This is a genomic window from Providencia sp. PROV141, from assembly GCF_028481645.1.
GTDB classification, from domain to species: domain Bacteria; phylum Pseudomonadota; class Gammaproteobacteria; order Enterobacterales; family Enterobacteriaceae; genus Providencia; species Providencia rettgeri.
In genome coordinates, this window is record NZ_JAMPPR010000001.1 from 456,588 (window position 1) to 477,486 (window position 20,899).

General features: G+C 40.7%; 13 protein-coding genes. 5 read left to right on the forward strand and 8 right to left on the reverse strand.

Features of this window, described 5'->3' with window-relative positions; translation table 11 throughout:
- Window positions 1–282: 282 nt before the first annotated feature.
- Genes pqiC through rlmKL form a run of 5 tightly spaced genes read right to left on the reverse strand, consistent with a single transcriptional unit; the run spans window position 283 to window position 7,815 of the window.
- A complete protein-coding gene (pqiC, locus tag PSF09_RS02220) occupies window positions 283–837 on the reverse strand; it encodes a membrane integrity-associated transporter subunit PqiC (protein ID WP_109911061.1) in 555 nt (184 codons plus the stop codon).
- The gene (gene pqiB, locus PSF09_RS02225; RefSeq protein WP_210839503.1) at window positions 837–2,486 is read right to left on the reverse strand and encodes an intermembrane transport protein PqiB; all 1,650 of its coding nucleotides are present in this window, start codon (window positions 2,484–2,486) and stop codon (window positions 837–839) included. The genes pqiC and pqiB overlap by 1 nt, the downstream gene beginning before the upstream one ends.
- Window positions 2,483–3,757 carry a membrane integrity-associated transporter subunit PqiA gene (gene pqiA, locus PSF09_RS02230; protein ID WP_272665299.1) on the reverse strand — a complete coding sequence of 425 codons (1,275 nt, stop codon included), beginning with the start codon at window positions 3,755–3,757 and terminating at the stop codon, window positions 2,483–2,485. The genes pqiB and pqiA overlap by 4 nt, the downstream gene beginning before the upstream one ends.
- Before the next feature lie 30 nt (window positions 3,758–3,787).
- Entirely contained in the window at window positions 3,788–5,695 is a 1,908-nt protein-coding gene (locus PSF09_RS02235; RefSeq protein ID WP_272665300.1) for an ABC transporter ATP-binding protein, read from the reverse strand.
- Between the two features lie 11 nt (window positions 5,696–5,706).
- Complete coding sequence (gene rlmKL, locus PSF09_RS02240; protein WP_210839522.1) at window positions 5,707–7,815, reverse strand: bifunctional 23S rRNA (guanine(2069)-N(7))-methyltransferase RlmK/23S rRNA (guanine(2445)-N(2))-methyltransferase RlmL; 2,109 nt, start codon at window positions 7,813–7,815, stop codon at window positions 5,707–5,709.
- Window positions 7,816–7,913: 98 nt separating this feature from the next.
- Between rlmKL and PSF09_RS02245 the strand changes: the two genes are divergently transcribed.
- Complete coding sequence (locus PSF09_RS02245) at window positions 7,914–9,029, forward strand: YcbX family protein (protein ID WP_272665301.1); 1,116 nt, start codon at window positions 7,914–7,916, stop codon at window positions 9,027–9,029.
- Between the two features lie 133 nt (window positions 9,030–9,162).
- Here the strand turns inward: PSF09_RS02245 and PSF09_RS02250 are convergent, their stop codons facing one another.
- The 3 genes from PSF09_RS02250 to pepN all read right to left on the reverse strand — a co-directional run bounded on the left by PSF09_RS02250 (window position 9,163) and on the right by pepN (window position 13,936).
- Entirely contained in the window at window positions 9,163–9,708 is a 546-nt protein-coding gene (locus PSF09_RS02250; protein ID WP_004909622.1) for a cell division protein ZapC, read from the reverse strand.
- Window positions 9,709–9,977: 269 nt separating this feature from the next.
- Window positions 9,978–10,988 (reverse strand): quinone-dependent dihydroorotate dehydrogenase, encoded by a 1,011-nt coding sequence (gene pyrD, locus PSF09_RS02255; protein ID WP_272683418.1) that lies wholly within the window; start codon window positions 10,986–10,988, stop codon window positions 9,978–9,980.
- A 329-nt stretch (window positions 10,989–11,317) separates the two neighbouring features.
- Complete coding sequence (gene pepN, locus PSF09_RS02260) at window positions 11,318–13,936, reverse strand: aminopeptidase N (RefSeq protein ID WP_272683405.1); 2,619 nt, start codon at window positions 13,934–13,936, stop codon at window positions 11,318–11,320.
- A 521-nt stretch (window positions 13,937–14,457) separates the two neighbouring features.
- On the opposite strand from pepN, the gene pncB reads away from it, so the two are divergent.
- The 4 genes from pncB (at window position 14,458) to PSF09_RS02280 (ending at window position 20,821) form a co-directional block, all read left to right on the forward strand.
- Window positions 14,458–15,672 (forward strand): nicotinate phosphoribosyltransferase, encoded by a 1,215-nt coding sequence (pncB, locus tag PSF09_RS02265; RefSeq protein WP_272683406.1) that lies wholly within the window; start codon window positions 14,458–14,460, stop codon window positions 15,670–15,672.
- Window positions 15,673–16,162: 490 nt separating this feature from the next.
- Window positions 16,163–17,563 (forward strand): asparagine--tRNA ligase, encoded by a 1,401-nt coding sequence (gene asnS / locus PSF09_RS02270; RefSeq protein ID WP_272683407.1) that lies wholly within the window; start codon window positions 16,163–16,165, stop codon window positions 17,561–17,563.
- A 571-nt stretch (window positions 17,564–18,134) separates the two neighbouring features.
- Window positions 18,135–19,214: a porin gene (locus PSF09_RS02275; protein WP_153673711.1), complete on the forward strand. Its 1,080-nt coding sequence runs from the start codon at window positions 18,135–18,137 to the stop codon at window positions 19,212–19,214.
- Between the two features lie 416 nt (window positions 19,215–19,630).
- The gene (locus PSF09_RS02280) at window positions 19,631–20,821 is read left to right on the forward strand and encodes an amino acid aminotransferase (RefSeq protein WP_272665305.1); all 1,191 of its coding nucleotides are present in this window, start codon (window positions 19,631–19,633) and stop codon (window positions 20,819–20,821) included.
- Window positions 20,822–20,899: the final 78 nt, after the last annotated feature.

The window sequence follows — 20,899 nt, forward strand, 5'->3', positions numbered from 1 at the left end:
GCGCCCGTTGATAAAAAAATCAAGTAAAGATTTTCATATATTTGTCATAAATAGCATAAATGTGACTTGTATGTGGCAATTAATATAACTCATTGATTTAAATTAAAAACAAAGACATTCTTTTATTTATCATAATATTAGCGAACAAATATAATTATTATTTACTAAATATAAATTAAAAGAATATCTATATTTGATAAAAATAATAATGCACCTGAAATATATAAAACTACATATATTCAAGGTGCATTTAATATAATTTACTTAAATAGTTGCCAATAACTAGTATTTATCTATTTCTTTCGCAATACTCTCAGCCACTTGCTGCCAACCCATCGATAACGTACGGACTAACTCTGGATAGCCATCTTCGTTTTGATCTAACTGCACATCAAAATTACGGCGGATCACGTTGTTATCATGAGAGTAAGTCCAAAAACCTTGCACTAATACTTTACCGTCATACCGCCCATTAAAGGCCGTTAAAGTGATATCAAGTGTATCCGGTGAGTTCTGTAATGGCTGTAACGATACCAATTTTTCAGGTAACGCCGCAGATAATTCACTCACCATCGACTGCCCAAGTTGTTGCTCTAATGGGCTAGCCCATAAGTGGGTACTTGCATTAGTATAACTGACATCTGTCGTTTGGTAGGTAATACCATTTGACGTCAGTACATCTGATAACATAATACGCTGCAACCATACTTGGCCTTTATCCATCACCTCGGCAGATTGTATCTGAGGAGTTTTCATTGGCAATTGGTAGTACTTTTTCTCTGGAGTACTACTACAAGCCGCCAATAACAAAACAAATATCGATAATAAATATCTCATTATTTTTTCACTCCTTTAGGCTCAACATCCTTCGTTGGTTCAGCTTCAAAAACTAGTGCATTACTCTTATTATTCAAGGTACGTAAAAGCGGCTGAACTTCTCTCAATACTTGGTCTAAACGCTGCATGTTATCCACCATTTTATTATAAGCTGGTGAACCAGGTTGGAAACCTTGCATTGCTCGGTTCATTTCTTGCAGTGTTTTTTGCAAGTCATGAGGTAAATTCTGGAACTCTTTACTCGCCATCACTTTGTTGAGCTGTGCCAACATAGCATTAGCCTCTTTAACAACTTTTTGCCCTTCTGCCAATGTTTGTGTGGTTTGATTAAGCATCGGTTCAATTGGCATATTGTTAATTTTATCTAACACTGCAATGACTTTTTGTTGAATTTGCGCTAATCCTGCACTGGTTGTTGGGATAATTTTATAGCCAGCAACCACCGTTGGGCCTTTATAAGGCTCTGCATTTTGCACAAAATCCAAATCAACAAATAATGCGCCAGTTAGCAAATTCCCTGATTTTAATGATGCTCTCAAGCCATCTTTCAACGCTAAATTTAATTCATTTTTTAAATTAAAATTCTTACCAACATCTTTAGAGAAACGTTCTGGCTCAATGTGAATTAAAACAGGAATTCTAAAGTCATTATCCAGAGATTGGTCTAAACCTTCCGTATAAAAAGGCACTTGTGCAACAGTACCTAAACGAATACCCCTGAACTCGACCGGCGCTCCTGGTTGCAGGCCTCGCACTGAGTCGGAGAAAAATAAGACAAAATCTTGATACTGTGTATACAAGGAGTTTTGAATACTGCTTTGGTTATCAAACAGTTGGAATTCAGTATTTTCCTTTACATTCGCACCTGGAACCCACCCCGTTGGAACATCAAAACTCACACCACCAGTAAGCAATGTAGCAATTGAGCCCATTTCAACGTGAACACCTTGGGATGACATATCAAAAGCAATACCACTGTCTTTCCAGAAACGTACATTTGAACTAATTAATTTATCATACGGCGCATTGATAAATAATTGGTAGCGCATATCACGCTTATCCATATCAAAGTTGCTAGTTTCAACAGAACCGACTCGGTAACCACGGAATAATACAGGATCACCCGGGTTTAATTGCCCTGCCTTATCACTCACCAGTACTACACGAATGCCCTTAGCATCTGGTGATGCAAGAGGCGGGGTATCCAACAGAGTGAACTCGAAATGCTCTTTTGCCGCTAAGCCCGGTTGAAGCTCAATATAAGCACCTGAAAGTAATGTACCCAACCCAGTGACACCATCACGACCGATTGTCGGTTTTACAATCCAAAACGCGGAGTCGGTACGCAGTAATTCTTTCATTTCATTGTTCAAACGCGCTTTAATGATCACTCGACTAAAATTGTCATCGAGTGTCACGCTTTCCACAACGCCAATATCAACGCTGCGACTTTTAATTTTCGTTTTACCCGCTTCTATTCCTTCAGCATTGTAAGTGATTAATGTCACTTCTGGGCCTTGGTTGCTAAAGTGGTAAAATAAAACCCAAGCACCAAGCAAGACTGTCACGATTGGGATCACCCATACAGGCGACCAACTTTTTAGCTTGCTAATTTTGGCATTGGCCTGTGGTGTTTCTTTATCAGTCACCCGATGACTCCTTCTTGTTCAACAGTATTTACTGCATTTTTTCTTTCACAGCGGTCCCATGTTAATCTAGGGTCAAAGGTCATCGCTGCAAACATTGTGAGAATAACAACCACACCAAAGAAAATAATCCCCATCGCAGGGACAATATTCATCAATTGCCCCATTTGAACCAAAGAGGCTAAAATAGTAATAACAAACACATCTATCATTGACCAACGGCCGACATATTCCACCAACTCATAAATAAAGTGCATACGATGCGGGTCGCGATTACCGTACCCTTTAGAATCTAGGCAAAGCCACGCAATTCCTATCATCTTCAATGTAGGTACCATGATACTGGCCACAAAAATCACCATGGCAACAGGATATGACCCGTCTTCCCACAACAAAATCACACCATCAATAATGGTCGAATTTAATGCCGTCCCCAACGTATTAGTAGTCATCATTGGCAGCACATTAGCAGGGATATACAACATAATTGATGTGACTAAAAGCGCCAAAGTCCATTGTAAACTTTGGTTTTTACGCACACTACCATGAGAGTGACAACGTGGGCATTTGGACTGCTCGGCAGGTAAAATCGCCGTACACACAAGGCATAAACGTACATTTTGTTTAATACCCGTCTGGCCCACGATTAACCGCCTATCTAGCTTCGGAGCCGCTTCAATTCGGTTCCACAGCCAATGGCGGTCTAAGCACTGAAAAGCCCTTACTTGTAGCATGCAATAAGCACAATAAGGTAAAAAGCTTAACCCGATACCAATATCACCGTAAGCTATCAATTTAACAAAGCTGACTAAGACCCCCGCTAAAAAGATCTCAGCCATACACCACGCTTTCATTTGGAACAAAATACGGGTGATCACCACTTTAATACCTTTAGGAATATGAACTTGCAACCCTAAAAGAATAATTGTGATCATACAAAATGCAGGAATAATCAATGAAAAAAATAGAAAAAAGAGTGCCAGACCGCTATAACGCGTGGTTGCTATAATTTCAATTATTTGGAATAACGAGATTTCATTTTCAATCCCTGCGGCGCCCATCTTAACAAAGGGGAATAAGCAGGCAATAAATAGCATAATTAATGCACTAACTGCATATGCTGCCGGCTGCTTATACGGATATCGCCACTTTGAGACCAATGTGGTCTCACAACGTGGACACGTTGCCTTGCTCCCTTGCTCCAATTCAGGAACTGCAACCAACATGTCACACTGAGGACAAAGCACATGTTCATGAGACTCATGGTTGCACAAAGTGTATTTGCTCCTTTAATTAAAACGTAATTAGCCGTTTTTCAACAATTCAAGCTCTTGCCAACGGTCAAACGCTTGCTCTAATTCAGCTTCTTTTGCCGCTAACTGACTCAGCGTTTTTTCTGTTACATCATGTGGTTGGTTGAAAAAATCAGCATCACCAACTTGAGCTTGCAGCACTTCAATTTCACTTTCAAGTTGTTCCAATTTTGCTGGTAATTGTTCCAATTCGCGTAATAAATTGTAACTGAGCTTATTTGAACGTTTTACCGTTTCTTTCGGTTTCGCCTGTTTATCTTGGCCAGTCACTTTACCCGTTTGTTCTGCTTTCAAACTCACGGTTTGTGCTTTTTGCTGTTGAGCATCGTAATACCCACCAGCAAAACGGTTAATAACCCCATTACCTTCGAAGATCCAACACTCTGTCACGCTGTTATCGACAAATTCTCGGTCATGGCTGACCAGTAAAACTGTTCCTTGGTAACCATCAACTAATTCTTCAAGTAACTCTAAAGTTTCGACATCAAGGTCGTTAGTCGGTTCATCGAGGATCAATAAGTTACTTGGTTTTAGGAATAAACGCGCGAGCAGTAACCGGTTACGCTCACCGCCTGAAAGTGCTCGAACAGGTGTCATCGCACGTTTTGGTGGGAACATAAAATCTTGCAAATAGCCTAGAACATGGCGTGGCTTACCATTTACCATGACTTCTTGTTTGCCTTCTGCCAAGTTATCCATCACGGTTTTATCTGGGTCCAATGCTGCACGATGCTGGTCGAAATAAGCAACTTCCAACTTAGTACCACAATGCACTCGTCCGCTATCTGCTTGTAAATCCCCTAGCATTAAGCGCAGTAATGTTGTTTTACCACAACCGTTTGGCCCAACTAAAGCGATTTTATCACCGCGTAATACTTGAGCTGAAAAATCTTTTACCAGTACTTTATTATCAATCTGGTAATTCACATTTTCCATTTCAAATACAATTTTGCCAGAACGAGATGCTTCACCTACTTGCATTTTCGCTGTGCCCATCACTTCACGACGCTCTGAACGCTCTACCCGTAGCGCTTTCAGTGCACGAACACGCCCTTCATTACGAGTACGACGCGCTTTAATACCTTGGCGGATCCACGTCTCTTCTTGGGCTAATTTACGGTCGAATTCTGCATTTTGCATCTCTTCAACACGCAAAGCTTCTTCTTTGTTCACCAAGTAGTCATCATAATTACCCGGCCAAGAAGACAATTGCCCACGGTCTAAATCAATAATACGGGTTGCCATATTGCGGATAAATGAACGGTCATGGGAAATAAATACGATACTACCTTGGAAATCTTTTAAGAAATTTTCCAGCCAAAGAATGGTTTCAATATCTAAGTGGTTGGTTGGTTCATCTAAAAATAATACTCTCGGGTTACTCACTAACGCACGGCCCAAAGCGGCTTTACGTAACCAACCACCTGATAATGAAGATAGTTCTGCATCTGCAGGTAAACCGAGTTTCTTCAGGACATCACTGATACGAGAGTCTAATAACCATAAATTACGGTTATCCAACACCTCTTGCAATTCAGCTAATTTATTTAGATTTTTCTCGCTCGGGTCAGTTTCGACCTCTTTCGCAACATGGTGATAATCTTTGAGGTACTGAGCTTGTTCTGCAACGCCTTCAGCCACAAAATCAAAAATAGTGCCTTCAATATTACGCGGTGGATCTTGCTGTAAGCGGGCTACAATCAAGTCTTGCTCGTAAATTAACTGACCATCATCCAGCGGCTGCTCTTTCGTTAACACTCGCATTAATGTCGATTTACCCGCACCATTGCGACCAACCAAACATACACGTTCGTTATCTTCGATATGAATTTCGGTATTATCCAGTAATGGGGCATCACTAAACGAAAGGTATGCACCCGACAAATTAATTAAAGCCATTGATTCTATCCTTACTCTGCGTGGCTAATTAGCCAGCAGTTATGTATTTGACGGTTACGAGCAAAATCTTCTGACAGTGTTTTCGCTGTGATTTCTTGTGCTTGTAATCCTAATTCTTTAATTGCTTCAAGATCCATTTTGAAACCGCGTTTGTTATTAGAAAACATCACGGTTCCACCACGGCGCAATAACCGTTTTAGATGGGTAATCAATTGGATATGATCTCGTTGTACATCAAATGTACCATCCATACGTTTTGAATTTGAAAATGTTGGGGGATCAATAAAGATCAAATCAAATTGTTCCCGGCTATTTGCCAACCAGCTCAAGCAATCCGCCTGAATTAAACGATGCTGACGACCTGTTAGCCCATTCGCTTGTAGGTTTTTTTCAGCCCACTCAAGATAAGTACGTGACATATCAACGGACGTGGTGCTTTTCGCTCCACCAAGCCCTGCATGCACTGTGGCGGCACCGGTATAACAGAACAAGTTTAAGAAATCCGCATCTTTACTCATTTGGCCTAACATTTTACGGGCAATACGATGGTCAAGGAATAACCCCGTATCCAGATAGTCCGTCAAATTCACCAACATTTTCGCATTGTATTCTTGCACTAAAAAGAAATCGTCTTTTTGGGCTAATTTCTCATATTGCTGCTTACCTTTTTGGCGCTGGCGTGTCTTTAACACTAGCTGATTCGATGTCAGTTCTAGCACATTCATTGTTGCAGTGATCACATCAAATAAGCGTTGACGAGCTTTACGTTCATCAACGGTTTTTGGTGGTGCATATTCTTGGATCACCACTTTATCGCCATAAATATCAACCGCAACATTGTACTCAGGTAAATCAGCATCATAAACACGGTAACTATCAATACCTTGTTGTTTTGCCCATTTACTTAATTTCTTGATATTTTTACGTAAACGATTTGCAAAATCAGGTGAAATTTCCGCGATAGTTTCTGACGGTGTAGCGGCTAATTGATAATTCTTTTGAACGCAATCTAAAGGACCATTCTTAGCTTTAAATTCACGCTCTGAACGCAGTTGCAAGCAGCTAAGTAATTCAGGAGAGGCACTAAAAATCGATAAACGCCACCCGGGGAAACGGGCCTTCACGATACGCCCTAACTGGCTATGTAGCGCAATTAAAGCAGGCTCACTTTCTAAACGCTCACCATAAGGTGGGTTACTGATAATTGTTCCTATCGTATCGGTGTTAACTGGGTTTTCCAATGCTGCCGCATCACCTTGCTTGAAGGTAATTAAATCCTGTAACCCTGCACGGCGAGCGTTTGCACGAGCCATTTCAAGTACACGCTTATCAATATCAAAACCATAAAAACGTGATGTCGTCTCTTTCAAACCTTGGCGGAAACGAACTTGCGCTTCCGTGGTTAGTTCACGCCAAAGTTCCGCGTTAAATTTCGACCATGCATAAAAGCCCCAATGAGTACGGTGTAATCCCGGAGCTTTATCTGTTGCCATCATTGCAGCTTCAATTAACAGTGTTCCTGAACCGCACATCGGGTCGACCAATGGTGTTCCCTGTTGCCAACCGGAACGGTTAATAATTGCTGCTGCCAGTGTCTCTTTTAAGGGCGCTTGGCCTGCCAAATCACGGTAGCCACGTATATGTAGCGAGTCACCACTTAAATCGAGTGCCACACTGGCTCTTTCTTTATTAAGGTAGACGTTGATACGAATATCTGCTTGCTGGCGAGCGACATCAGGGCGCTGATCAAGCTTGCGTACGAAGCTGTCTACGATAGCATCTTTAACTTTCAATGCACCGTATTGGCTGTTGCGAATTTCTTCGTTAGTCCCTGTAAAATGAACAACAAAGGTATCATTGACAGAGAAAATCTCACTCCAGTCGATAGCTTGTACACCGAGATACAAATCTAAGTCACTGTAAACGTCAAAATCATTCAGTGGCAATAAAATACGCGATGCCAGCCGACTCCACAGTAGGCTTTGGTACATAACACGTTCGTCGGCCTGAAAATAGACACCCCCTTGGGCCACTTTGCATTGGCTAGCGCCAAGCGATTCTAATTCCGTTTTCAGTAGTTCTTCAAGGCCGCGAGCTGTGCTGGCAAACAGAGAATTCATAGTATTTATTACCAATTTGGATGAAAAATTGTTGCGCATTATAGCTAATCTTATGCAGTTGTCATAAAGTTGCTACGCACAATTATAAGGATTAAAAAATGATAACGCTTTCGCGCCTTTATACACACCCAGTTAAATCTATGCGAGGAGTTCGTTTATCCCACGCCTTCGCTGATATTAGCGGTTTGACTTTTGATCGTAATTTTATGGTAACCACGCTGGAAGGTAAATTTATTACGGCGAGAAAATATCCACAAATGTTACTTTTTACACCGGTAATGCTCAATAATGGTCTCCACTTGCGAGCACCAAATGGCGAAAGTGCAACAGTATTGTATCAGGACTTTGATGAGAAACAGAGCCCTACTGAAGTTTGGGGTAATCATTTTCACGCACTTATTGCACCTGAAGCGATAAATAGTTGGTTAACTAGCTTTTTTGACGAGCCAGTACAACTACGCTGGCTTAGTCCTCAGCTTTCTCGCCGTGTCAAAGAATACCAAGATGTGCCAATGTCTTTTGCTGACGGCTATCCCTTTTTACTGATCAACGAAGCTTCTGTCCAAGAACTGCAACGTCGCTGCCCTGCCAGTATTAAATTAGAACAGTTTCGTGGCAACTTAATTATTACTGGCGCCAAGCCGTTTGAAGAAGATACATGGAAAACTATTCAAATTGGTGATGTCATTTTTACATTAGATAGGCCATGTAGCCGATGCATTTTAACGACTGTTAGCCCGGAAAAAGGGGTTAAACACCCCCACAGCGAACCACTTGCAACATTGCAAACCTTCCGTTCAGATGAAACCGGCGATGTCGATTTTGGCCAAAATGTGATTATCAAAAATACAGGTGTTATTCGTGTTGGTGATACCCTGACGGTATTAGAAACTAAACCTGCAAAACAATATTTAGTTCAAGAGCGGGAAAATGACCTAGCCGCTAATAAATTAAATACTCAAGCCAATAATGTCAGTTTAGTTTTTGAGGAAACAGAATATACAGGTGATAACCAAAATGTGATCCTTGAACAATTAGAATCCCATGGTTTAACTATCCCTTATTCGTGTCGAGCTGGTATCTGTGGTCGCTGTAAAATTAAGCTTATTTCTGGGGAAGTCACTCCATTAAAACAAAGTGCCATCAAAGAAAACGGTTACATACTCGCTTGCAGCTGTATCCCAAAAACAGCGGTTAAATTAGCGTTTAACTAAGTGTTGGTTTTGCTTTTTAACACCATCAGGGGAAAAATTCTATGATGGTGTTAAACATTCAAAACTAGATTAATTAAATTAGCAAAGAAACCTATTTATTTAACTATTTTTTCACTGGATCTTTGACGATCATTTAAATAGCATTACCATATAATTGACGTTTAACTTTAGATGAATATTCAAGCATGCGATCGTTCATGATCTTAATTGGATCACAAAATCGTAAAGTTCGATCGGGTAATTCTAAGATTGGTTCTGCTAATAAACATAAACTCGCAGATGGGCCAGCTTCAGCAATAATAAATGTGAAGTACTGGTTTGTATTTTCTAAACACACTTGGATTATTTGCCCCTGTTTAGGTTCATTAATATAGTGAAATGAAGAAAAATACCAACTCTTTGGCATCTGTGGTTTTAAAAAACGAAAAGCAACTAAGCTATTTAAGACTAATTCAGCTCTTTCTTCTTGAGTAATATTTAATCTTTTAGCCTGCTCATCGAATAAATAATATTCACCTGCATCTTCGATACTAAATGGCATCTCATTACGAGCAAAAACCGTTAGCATCTTAGCAGGAAAACATGAACGAAATATCATGCCGTTGGCGAGATCTAACATCACCCTATTATGGTCATGATCAAAATACCAACGCCAATGATCATCAGGTTTAATATTCATAAACGACCCTTTAGCGATTTACCGGTAAATATAGCAGAAATGATCTTTATAGTGATCCTTTCTAAATTTACTCTAGGGCTTATTTTTATATGCTAAAAATTGGATCTACTAAATAAGATACGTTAGAAATATCCGGATAATATTGTTATCTAAATAGCAAATCTACTGAAAATTGCGTTCAATTTGATACAAAAATAGCCACTATTAGCAATATAGTTTAAAAGGGGGAATAAATAAACCCCCTTGATAGGTAAATTTACAATTTATTACTAGATATGATTAACAATATCTTTAATTAATTTTGGCCCATGGTAAATAAAACCAGAATAAATTTGAATTAAAGAGGCACCCGCTTCCATTTTTTCACGTGCTGCAGTAAGGGAATCAATTCCACCCACTCCAATTATTGGCAGTTTGCCATTTAATTCACGCGAAATAATCTTAATAACTTGTGTGCTTTTTAATTGTACAGGACGACCGCTTAATCCACCCGCTTCATTGCAATGATTTATCCCTTGAACCAAAGAACGATCTAACGTGGTGTTCGTTGCAATAACGCCATCGATATTATGTCTGACTAGGCTATCTGAAACTTGGATAATTTCCTCTTCAGATAAATCAGGCGCGACCTTTACAGCAACAGGCACATATTTTTGGTGCTGTAATTGTAATTCCAGTTGTTTTGCTTTTATGCTACTTAATAAATCATCCAGCGCTTCGCCATATTGTAATGTACGTAACCCTTGCGTATTTGGTGAGGAGATATTAATAGCAATATAACCTGCATGAGCATAGACCTTATCCATGCAAATTAAATAATCATCTTTACCTTGTTCAACAGGTGTATCTTTATTTTTACCTATATTGATTCCAATGACCCCACCGTAATTCGATTTCTTGACGTTCTCGACAAGGTTATCGACACCTTTATTATTAAAGCCCATCCGGTTAATTAAACCTTCAGCTTCTACAAGTCGAAATAACCGCGGTTTGTCATTACCAGACTGAGGACGAGGCGTTACTGTACCAATTTCTATAAACCCAAAACCCATTGCACCAAATGCATCAATACATTCACCATCTTTATCTAAACCCGCTGCAAGTCCTAGTGGGTTTTTGAAGGAAAGCCCCATACATTGAACGGGCTTAGTGGCAACTGATTGGCGAATAAGACATTGGAAAGGGGAATGATTCAAACGTTGAAGCTGGCGAAAAGTCAATTCATGCGCTTTTTCGGGGTCGAACTGGAATAGTGCCTTGCGGGCAAGGTGATATAGCATATCCAATAACCTATTTTTACTAGTACGTTTCAATAGAGTAGACATCATGTCGCATGCTAAAACCCCGCCAAATAGGATTTGCCGAGCTTTCATTCATACATGCGGTTTTTTCGTCGGATAAAACGCGCTACAGATTACCCTATCTTATTGCCCTTTTACCACGAAAAAATCAATAAAAATGCATTTGTCTGGGTTTTCGAGGGAAAAACAACCATTTTATGAGAGTTATCTCTCATTTAATATTCCACTTTTGTCATAAACAATAATAAGCCGCTAAATTAAACTTTAGCGGCTTATTAAAGCCAATAATTGACTAGCTATATATAAAACTAGCTTTCTAACGCTTTGGTTATTTTTTCAAATAGATCACCTGAAAGGTTATCTAGCGCTTTTAGCTGCTCAAGCACTTTGCGTATTTGTGCTTGGCGCTGTGCATCATAACGTTTTAAACGGATCAGCGGCTCAATCAGCCTTGATGCTACCTGTGGATTACGCGTATTCAAATCGACTAAAATGTCATACAAGAATTGGTAACCACTGCTATCTTCTGCATGGAAATTAACTGGATTCCCTGCAGTGAAGGCACCGACAAGTGAGCGAACACGGTTAGGATTGCTCATGCTAAATGAACGGTGATTCAATAATTCACGTACATTGGCAAGGGTTTCTTTCGCTGGATTTGCACCTTGTAATGTAAACCACTTATCCATAACTAACCCGTCATGGTGCCAACGCTCATCAAAGTCTGCCATTAACTGCTCTTTACAAGCTAACTTTGATTCGTTTGCTGCGGTCAATGCAGCCAGCGAATCAGTCATGTTATCGGCAGATTGGTATTGTTCCAGTACTAATTTGTTCGCCAGCTCGCTATCGTCACCCGCGGCTAAGTATTGTAGACAAATGTTACGCAGTGAACGTTTAGCTATATCTTGGTGATCAACCCGATACCCATCAATATTAATGGAGCGATAAACAGTGAGAAGCTCATCATGCATTTCTACCGCTAAATGATGATAGATAAAGTTCACAACTTCGTGGATCGCGACAGGGTCGATAACCGTAAATAATTCGGCAAGCTCATTTTCGGAAGGTAACGTTAAGATCAATGCAACTAACGCAGGATCAATCGAATCACTTAATAATACCCCACGGAAAGCATCAACCACCGACTCAGGCAAAACTAATGCCTCGCCGTTTTGATAATGAGCCACGTTAATTTTTACATAATTATTAATTAGTTGCTGCGCGGCATCCCAACGAGCAAATTCATTGCTTGCATGCTGTATCAAGAAAGCTAATTGCTCATCCGTGTAGTTGTAATCTAATTTTACAGGGGCTGAAAACTCACGTAATAAGGATGGAACTGGACGACTTGTCACCTCATCAAATACAAACGTTTGAGTTTCTTGCGTAATGTTTAGCACTGAATTTACAACACTGCCATCACGTTTTAGCGTAATAATTCCACCTTGTTCATCATAGAGCTCAATATCCAATGGGATATGCAATGGTTTCTTTTCAGCTTGATCTGCTGTAGGTGGCGTCATTTGGCTAACATGTAGCGTATATTGCTGTTTTTCTGGTGAATATTCATCACGTACAGTTAAAACTGGAGTCCCTGATTGGCTATACCAACGACGAAATAGTGATAAATCAACATTTGAAGCATCTTCCATCGCCTGCACAAAATCGTCACAGGTTGCCGCACTGCCATCATGGCGATGAACATAAAGTTGTATTCCCGCTTGGAACATTTCCTCGCCGAGCAGTGTATGGATCATGCGAATAACTTCGGATCCTTTTTCATACACTGTTAAGGTATAGAAATTATTCATTTCAATAACTTTGTCAGGACGGATCGGGTGCGCCATTGGGCTTGCATCCTCAGCAAACTGAGCTGACCGCATCACTTTGACATTATTGATACGGTTAACAGACCGAGAACCTAAATCCGAACTAAATTCTTGATCGCGGAAAACGGTTAACCCTTCTTTTAGGCTTAATTGAAACCAGTCACGACAAGTAATGCGGTTTCCAGTCCAATTATGGAAATATTCATGGCCAATCACAGATTCGATATTCAGATAATCTTTATCTGTTGCAGTTTCGCTTTTGGCTAAAACATATTTAGAGTTAAAAACATTCAGCCCTTTATTTTCCATTGCTCCCATGTTGAAGAAGTCAACGGCAACAATCATATAGATATCAAGGTCATACTCTAAACCAAAGCGTTCTTCGTCCCACTTCATGGCATTTTTCAAGGACTGCATTGCCCAAGGAGCACGGTCTAAATTACCTTTATCAACAAAAAGTTCTAACGCAACTTCACGGCCACTACGAGTCACAAAGGTGTCTTTTAAAACATCAAAATCACCTGCTACTAAGGCAAATAAATAACTTGGTTTTGGGAATGGGTCTTCCCATTTAACCCAATGGCGGCCGTCTTCTAACTCACCTTCTGCGATACGGTTACCATTTGAAAGTAAATAAGGATAACGTGATTTATCTGCTGTAATTGTGGTGGTATAGCGAGCCAGTACATCTGGTCGGTCTTGGTAATAGGTGATATGGCGAAAACCTTCCGCTTCACACTGTGTGCATAACGCCTCACCTGAAACATATAGCCCTTCTAGGGCTGTATTTTTTTCAGGACTAATTTCATTCACAATCCGCAATGTGAATGATTCAGGTAATGACTCAATAATCAATTTACCTTCAGATTCTTTATAGTTTTGCCATGCTTTGCCATCGACTTCGAGGCTGACTAACGATAAATCTTCGCCATTGAGTTCAAGCGTTGAAGATTGCGGATTAAGGCGTTTTACCTTGCTTACTGCAGTAACCACTGTCTTCACTGGGTCAAGATTAAAATCGAGGTCAATTTCTGTAATTGTGTAATCAGGTGCTTGATAATCCTGACGATATTTCGCTTGTCTTAACTGGGTCATAAGTAACCTTTTAATTCGTTATATTCAATATCGTACTGCTTTATTACTTATACAATACTATAAGCCACAATAATGTGAATGGATTTGAGAAACATTTTCATCAAAAAATGTTATCTATTTTTATGGCTATGTTAGCTTTGTATGTCTTACCCTACTTAACTTTGTTAAAAATTCGTTTGTTTGTTGGTGCTATAGCACTATTAAATATTTTATGGCGTGTTAGTATCTTTTCGTGATTAATGCTTTTGTCTGTTTCTATGGGCAGAATACACATAAAACGTATTTATTTGATTTCATAGTAATACAGAAAGGCAATACGCGAATTTAGGTTGCCGTGCTCCTTGAAAACAAGAGATAGAATAACACTTCTATCTTTTGCTAAAGTGGGTATACTTTTGCAACTTTAACGATTTAGCTAACGACTATTGCTGCTTTTATCTCATTGTGACTTTTAGGGGAACAAGAGTAAAAATGAATAGCATTAGTGGTAAAGATAAGCTCCGCGAGGATGTCTGCGTGCCATGAATTTAGACGCTACACCAATTATTACATCACTGCTTGATACCGATGCTTACAAGCTTCATATGCAGCAGGCCGTTTTCCACCGTTACCACCAAGTACCGGTTGTCGCTGAATTCCGCTGTCGTAGCAGTCAGATCTTAGGTGCTTACGCCGATGAAATTAGGCAACAAATTCAGTTAATGGCTAAATTGTCACTTTCTGATGACGAGCTGAATTTTCTCCGCCGTTTACCTTTCTTCCAAGAAGACTATCTTATGTGGTTAAAGTCATTCCGCTTTAACCCAGAACAAGTCATTGTCAGTACCACAAACGAAGGCCAGTTAGCCATTCGCATCAGTGGACCTTGGCGTGAAGTGATTATGTGGGAGGTACCGCTCCTTGCATTGGTCAGTGAAATTATCCAAAAAGATAGACACCCAAACATTCATCCTGATGATGCCGTTCAGCAACTCAAAAAGCTGCTAAACGTTTTCTATCAACAAGCTGATGAACACCAACTTGATTTGTCTAACTTTAAGCTTATGGACTTCGGGACACGCCGCCGTTTTTCCTACGACGTACAATCCGCCATTGTTTCGATGCTTAAACAAGAGTTTCCTTATCTTGTCGGGACGAGTAATTACAAACTTGCACACGAATTAGATTTATCCCCTGTTGGCACACAAGCCCATGAGTGGTTCCAAGCCCATCAACAAATCAGCCCTGAGTTAGCAAATAGCCAACGTGAGGCATTGCAGAGCTGGCTTGATGAATACCCTAATCACCTAGGTGTGGCATTAACTGACTGTATCACTATGGATGCCTTTTTGCGTGATTTTGATGCTAACTTTGCGAACCGCTACCAAGGGTTGCGTCATGATTCGGGGGACCCGATCGAATGGGGTGAAAAAGCCATCGCTCATTACCAAAAATTGGGTATTGATCCTATGAGCAAAACGTTGGTGTTCTCTGACAGCTTAGATTTACAAAAAGCACTTGAATTATATCGTTATTTTCATCAGCGGATTAACCTTGTTTTTGGTATCGGTACTCGTCTAACCTGCAATATTCCACATGTAACCCCGTTGAATATTGTGATTAAGCTAGTCGAGTGCAATGGTAAACCTGTCGCTAAGCTATCTGACAGCCCAGGAAAAACCATTTGTGAAGATGATGAGTTCGTCAATCAACTCAGAAAAGCGTTTGACCTGCCTAAAATGGAAAAAGCCAGCTAATTAAGTCGCTTTTCCCTAGCTCTGAGTAAGAATTTGCACTTTTCTTGCCCAGAGCTTTAAAACCCCTTTTTCTTTTATTCACTTACTATTACTATAGCTTTTAAGCTCAATAACCACGCTTCGCTTCAACAGAAATGTTTTATCGCGATTTTTTACTTGTTTCCTAATAAATGGCAAGTAACATAGAGCTTTGGCCCCATGAAACATGGGATTTCGTTAATATCCCTACTTTAACTATTTTAATCGCCATAAACCGATGACATTTTTTGAATAATATTCATAGATATAAGCGGTTGAATGGATTTAAAACAATTTGAATTACATCCTAAATAATTCGAGTTGTAGGAAGGCGGCAAACAAAGTGAGCCCTAGGAGCATACATAGGTATGTGACTAGGGTCGGTTTGTGAAGCCAACGCATCTACGGCTCGAAGTATGACGGATTGAGATAGTCGAAGTAGATATCGTTAAATATGAAGAGAGTGAATTATATGATAGTAGCGCCTGTAGTCGACGTACTGCAAGGCCGAGTGGCGGTTGGCTCTGAAGTCACCGTTCAAGGCTGGGTACGTACAAGGAGAGATTCAAATGCTGGTTTTTCTTTCCTCGCCGTTTATGACGGTTCTTGCTTTAATCCGTTACAGGCTATCATTAATAATAATTTACCTAATTATAATGACGAAGTCCTGCATCTCACAACGGGTTGTTCGGTTGAAGTTACGGGTACCGTAAAAGAATCCCCAGGCCAAGGTCAATCATTTGAACTTGAAGCCACCGCTGTTAAAGTCGTTGGCTGGGTTGAAGACCCTGACACCTACCCAATGGCAGCAAAACGCCACAGCGTTGAATTCTTACGTGAAGCAGCCCACTTGCGCCCGCGCACTAACTTAATTGGTGCCGTTGCACGCGTGCGCCACACATTAGCCCAAGCCCTGCATCGCTTTTTTGATGAACAAGGCTACTTCTGGGTTTCTACTCCATTAATTACCGCGTCAGATACTGAAGGTGCTGGTGAGATGTTCCGCGTTTCCACGTTGGATTACAACAACCTGCCACGTAATGACAAAGGTGAAGTGGACTTCAGCGAAGACTTCTTTGGTCGCGAAGCGTTCTTAACTGTTTCAGGCCAGCTAAATGGTGAAGCTTACGCAACGGCTATTAGCAAAGTGTATACTTTCGGGCCAACTTTCCGTGCAGAAAACTCAAATACCAGCCGCCACCTAGCGGAATTCTGGATGTTAGAGCCTGAAGTGGCTTTTGCCTCTTTAGATGATGTCGCAGGTCTGGCAGAAAAAATGTTGAAATTCGCCTTCAAAGCCGCCCTTGAAGAACGCCGTGATGACTTAGAATTCTTTGCTCAGCGTGTCGATAAAGACGTTATCAACCGTTTAGAAAGCTTTGTTAACTCAGACTTTGCACAAGTTGATTACACGGATGCCATTAAAATCCTTGAAACTTGTGGTCAAAAATTCGAAAACCCAGTTTATTGGGGTGTCGACATGTCTTCTGAGCATGAGCGCTACTTAGCAGAACAGCACTTTAAAGCACCAGTGGTAGTGAAAAACTACCCGAAAGACATCAAAGCGTTCTATATGCGCCTTAATGAAGATGGCAAAACCGTTGCCGCGATGGACGTATTAGCACCGGGTATTGGTGAAATCATCGGAGGTTCACAGCGTGAAGAGCGCCTTGATATGCTCGATGCACGCCTTGAAGAAATGGGTATGAATAAAGAAGATTACTGGTGGTACCGTGATCTGCGTCGTTATGGCACCGTTCCTCACTCAGGTTTCGGCCTTGGTTTTGAGCGTTTAGTGGCTTATGTCACTGGTGTCGGTAACGTGCGTGAAGTAATTCCATTCCCACGTACCCCAAGAAATGCAGCGTTCTAATAACGGCTTTTCTGTATTAACACCCTAATTTACGGGCCAGCTGATGTTGGCCCGTTACTTTTCAACCCTAATATACTTTCGCTGTACAACTATCTCATCTTGTTACATCGAATTGCAGCCACATGATAACCAGATCACATTTTTTACGTTATCACCTTATTATTCTCCGTAAACAGCCAGCAATCTGCTAGTGCTAAGAATAATCTGCTTTTTAATCTCACTATTCTCTTTTTACTAGTGATAAATAACCGCTTTACATTCTCTAAACTGCTCAAAAAAAACTCAATTTATCTTTTGAAAAAGTTCCCTAATTTTTGTAATATTTTTTAAACTGGTACGATGAGTGGTTGTTTATTGATCTATTTTTTACATTCTGAAACATCTAGTTACCATTTGTTTCAGAATCTTTGATTTTGTAGCACTTTGAGGGTAGATAATTTTATTTAGCAATGGAACACTGGTCGCCGACATAGACGACACTAATCTCTCACAAATAGTTCCAATTATTTTTTGCGAATTATTTTTGGCAGTGGCAGGTGTCCGAATAACACCAATGAGGGTAATAATAATGATGAAACGCAATATTCTTGCAATGGTTATCCCAGCTCTGTTAGCTGCTGGTGCAGCAAACGCAGCTGAAGTATACAACAAAGACGGCAACAAATTAGACGTTTACGGTAAAGTTGACGTTCGTCACTATTTCGCTAAAGGCGATAGCGGCCAAGACGGTGATGATTCACGCGTTCGTTTAGGTGTTAAAGGTGATACTCAAATCACTGACCAACTGTCAGGTTTCGGTCGTTTCGAGTGGGAAACCAAAACTAACAAAGGCGAAAACGAAGGCGAAAACAAAAACCGTTTAGCTTATGCTGGTCTGAAATTTGCTGATTTCGGTTCAATCGACTACGGCCGTAACTACGGTGTGGTTTATGACACGAACGCATGGACCGACGTATTCCCATTATGGGGTGCGGACACTATGGCTCAGTCTGACAACTTCATGACTAGTCGTAACCGTAACCTGTTAACTTACCGTAACAACAACGCGTTTGGTTATGTTGATGGCCTGAGCTTCGCGCTGCAATACCAAGGTAAAAACGGTGACGACAACCTGTCTGGTTCTGAGTCTGGTGCACGCAAAGACAACGGTGACGGTTTCGGTTTCTCAACTGCTTATGATTTAGGTTGGGGTGTATCTCTGGGTGGTGGTTACTCTAACTCTTCCCGTACTCCAAAGCAAAAAGTAATCACTGGTGGTGATAAAGCTCAAGCATGGAACGTTGGTGGTAAATTCGACGCTAACAATGTTTACTTAGCAGCAATGTACGGTGAAACACTGAACATGACTCGCTACGGTAAAAATGGTATCGCAAACAAAACTCAAAACGTTGAGTTAGTTGCACAATACCTGTTCGACTTCGGTCTGAAACCATCTATTGGTTATAACCAATCTAAAGGTAAAGACTTAGGTGCTAACGGTAATAAAGACCTGGTTAAATATATCTCTGTAGGTTCTTACTACTACTTCAACAAAAACATGTCTGCAGTTGTTGATTACAAAATCAACCTGTTAAAAGACAATGACTTCACTAAAGCTGAAGGCATCAACACTGATAACGTAGTTGGTTTAGGTTTAGTTTACCAATTCTAATTATCAGTTAACTGATAAGTTAGAAAACGGTAACATGTTTTTGTAAGCAGCGCTTCGGCGCTGCTTTTTTATTTCTCTTTTTCATCCCTAGCATAAATTCCTCTTCCACAAAAATACCAGAATTATCAATAAGACAGACTGATTCACCATCTTTATAGATATTTATGGTCAGATTACATGCAATTCCTACCTAGTTCACAAGATCTCGCCAATTTTTGGTAAAACGGTTGGCAAAAAGCCTTTATCACGTTACCCTGAGAACTCGACTCGTTCGACTAAACCCGTTTTCAGCTACACCCGCGAGTTTCGTATGGTCTGGGCAGATAACAAGCAAGGATAGCCAACCGCATTCTCACTTATGCCTTCATACCCTAGGAACTGTGTGGGTACCACTACAGAGCTTTGGAATCGACAACATGTTTGAAAAAATTACTTCTGCCCCTGCTGACCCAATCTTAGGTCTTGCTGATAGTTTCCGTGCTGATCCCCGCGATAATAAAATCAACTTAGGTATTGGCGTCTATAAAGACGAATCAGGAAAAACCCCTGTGCTTGATACCGTTAAAAAAGCAGAAAAATTCCTGCTGGATAACGAAAACACCAAAAACTATCTTGCGATTAGCGGAATGCCAGAATTTGGCCGTGTAACACAAGAACTGTTATTCGGTGCACAACATGAAATTGTCACCTCGAAACGTGCACGTACAGCGCAAGCACCGGGTGGTACAGGCGCACTGCGTATCGCCGCTGACTTTATTGCCAAGCAAACCAATGCAAAACGTGTTTGGATTAGCAACCCAACTTGGCCTAATCATAAAAATATTTTTGAAGCTGCTGGCTTAGAAGTTTTAACTTACAACTACTATGACGCAGCCAACCACGGTATGGATTTTGACGGCATGCTTAACAGCTTATCATCTGCGATAGCGGGTGATGTGATTGTTTTACACGGCTGCTGCCATAACCCAACGGGTATTGACCCAACCGCTGAACAATGGACAAAACTCGCCGCATTATGTGCAGAAAAAGGCTTATTACCGGTTTTTGACTTTGCTTACCAAGGTTTTGCAAAAGGTTTAGATGAAGATGCCGAAGGCCTGCGTATTTTCACCAAAAACAACCCTGAAATGATTGTTGCGAGCTCATTCTCTAAAAACTTCGGTTTATACAATGAGCGTGTCGGCGCTTGTACCATCATTGCCAAAGACAGTGACAACGCAGAGCGCGCATTCAGCCAAGCGAAAGCGGTTATTCGCGCAAACTACTCAAACCCACCAGCACACGGTGCCGCAGTGGTAACAACCATCCTTTCTGATGACGTGTTAAAAGCAGAGTGGGTCCAAGAATTAACCGCAATGCGTGAACGTATTAAGCGCATGCGCCAACTGTTAGTGAAAACATTGGAAGAAAAAGGCGCTAAACAAGACTTTAGCTTCATTATCAACCAAAATGGTATGTTCTCCTTCAGTGGCCTAACAAAAGAGCAGGTAGAGCGTCTACGTAGCGAATTTGGTATCTATGCGGTCAGTTCTGGCCGTATTAACGTAGCAGGCTTAACACTTGAGAACATGGTTCCTTTGTGTGATGCAATTGTTAAAGTTATTTAAGGATGGGCTTTAACAAAATTGAATGAAATCGGTTTAAAATAGACGTTAACTGAAAAGAACATTATTATCACGACACCC

Excerpts from the sequence above, each read along its gene's own strand:
- pqiC (WP_109911061.1), bottom strand. The coding sequence starts at position 837 with ATGAGATATTTATTATCGATATTTGTTTTGTTATTGGCGGCTTGTAGT.
- PSF09_RS02235 (WP_272665300.1), bottom strand. The coding sequence starts at position 5,695 with ATGGCTTTAATTAATTTGTCGGGTGCATACCTTTCGTTTAGTGATGCC.
- rlmKL (WP_210839522.1), bottom strand. The coding sequence starts at position 7,815 with ATGAATTCTCTGTTTGCCAGCACAGCTCGCGGCCTTGAAGAACTACTG.
- PSF09_RS02245 (WP_272665301.1), top strand. The coding sequence starts at position 7,914 with ATGATAACGCTTTCGCGCCTTTATACACACCCAGTTAAATCTATGCGA.
- PSF09_RS02250 (WP_004909622.1), bottom strand. The coding sequence starts at position 9,708 with ATGAATATTAAACCTGATGATCATTGGCGTTGGTATTTTGATCATGAC.
- pyrD (WP_272683418.1), bottom strand. The coding sequence starts at position 10,988 with ATGCTATATCACCTTGCCCGCAAGGCACTATTCCAGTTCGACCCCGAA.
- pepN (WP_272683405.1), bottom strand. The coding sequence starts at position 13,936 with ATGACCCAGTTAAGACAAGCGAAATATCGTCAGGATTATCAAGCACCT.
- pncB (WP_272683406.1), top strand. The coding sequence starts at position 14,458 with ATGAATTTAGACGCTACACCAATTATTACATCACTGCTTGATACCGAT.
- asnS (WP_272683407.1), top strand. The coding sequence starts at position 16,163 with ATGATAGTAGCGCCTGTAGTCGACGTACTGCAAGGCCGAGTGGCGGTT.
- PSF09_RS02275 (WP_153673711.1), top strand. The coding sequence starts at position 18,135 with ATGAAACGCAATATTCTTGCAATGGTTATCCCAGCTCTGTTAGCTGCT.
- PSF09_RS02280 (WP_272665305.1), top strand. The coding sequence starts at position 19,631 with ATGTTTGAAAAAATTACTTCTGCCCCTGCTGACCCAATCTTAGGTCTT.